At 46.3% G+C, this 1,502-nt stretch carries 1 protein-coding gene and 1 pseudogene; both read left to right on the forward strand.

Annotated features, from left to right (window positions below):
- Window positions 1–121 (forward strand): annotated as a pseudogene (locus R7Q47_RS24185) (molybdopterin-synthase adenylyltransferase MoeB); the annotation flags it as partial.
- Window positions 122–307: 186 nt separating this feature from the next.
- The coding region (locus tag R7Q47_RS24190) for a DUF6923 family protein (RefSeq protein ID WP_318089735.1) at window positions 308–1,502 on the forward strand (1,195 nt) is incomplete at its 3' end.

Genomic DNA, 1,502 nt, shown 5'->3' on the forward strand with positions numbered 1-1,502 from the left:
CAAGGTGATCGCAAATTACGGCCAGCCAAAGAAAGGGAAAATCCTTATTCTCGATGCACTCAGCATGTCGTGGCGAGAAATGAACTTGATGAAAATGCCGACCTGCCCTGTTTGTGGTTAAGTGGCGCAAACTTCACCATAGTAAAGAGTTCTCAAAAAGCCCAACACAACGTTGGGCTTTTTCTTATTCTGAGATTCAAAATTAAAACCTCGAATTTCTAGTTGTCAATGTCCATCAAAAACAGCCACTTAAGAATTGGCACGCTCCTTTCATTGCATATAAAACAAATCAATGAGAGGGCGAATCATGAAAAGGACATCACTAATACTCGGATCACTGTTCGTAAGCACTTATGCGAATGCGGCACCTTTCGACACTTGTCCGAGCAAAGCGTATTTATTCCAATCGACCCCCGTTCAAGTTTATGGCGTCAATCTGGTTACAGGTTCCACCACTTTATTAGCTGATGATGTGGGTTTGGCATCAGGGATCAATGCCGTCGGGTTCGACTTCACCGACAGATACATTTATGGCTACGATACCACCAACTTGAAAATCGTCCGTTTAGGGAAAGACTTTCAAGCAGAAACACTGAGTGTCGCTGGTTTGCCTAGTCATACGTTTTTTGTTGGCGATGTTTATAATCACGTTTACTACTTATATCGCAAAGGAAAAGGATTATTTTCCATTGATTTATCACCGTTAGATACCGATCCAAATGCGACGCTAACACTTACGCAAATTACCGCGACCGCAAACGTCAACTTGACAGATTTTGCCTTTCATCCTGGCGACGGTTCGCTTTACGGAATCGACAACAACTCCGGCATTCTCTACAAATTCAATACTGCAAACGGCCAAGCCACTATGATTGGAGATACGGGCGAAACCGGTACCTTTGGTGCAGGCTATTTTGACGCCAACGGCAATTACTCTGTTTCCCGCAACCAAGACGGAAAAATCTACCGTATTAATTTGTCAGCGGACAACGCTTCACACATCAACGCAGGCATTGTCCCAGCGGTTGAGTTTGTCTCGAACGGCCCGAGTTCAAGCCAAAATGACGGTGCACGCTGCGCCAACGCGCCAGTTATTGATGAAGATGACCCAATCGATTTTGGCGATGCTCCAGATAGTTACCACACGCTTCTTTCCTCAAACGGTCCACGACACGAAATCGATGGTGTGACATGGCTTGGTGTCATTGCGCCTGATGGCGATCCTGACGGACAAATTGCACCTTCTGGCGACAACAAAGTTGGTACCGCAGACGAAGATGGTGTTGGCTTTGTTGCCGCACTCGATCCAGGTTTGAGCTCAATGGTGAATGTGACGGCGTCTACTTCTGGCTACTTATCTGCTTGGTTTGACTGGAACCGCGACGGTGATTTCGCAGATGAAGGTGAACAAGTATTTACAGACCAGTTACTCGCAGCAGGAAACAACACACTGCCATTTGTCGTCTCTGAATTGGCAACCGCAGGACCAAGTTGGAGCCGAT

This window comes from Vibrio sp. Vb0349 (assembly GCF_033338975.1).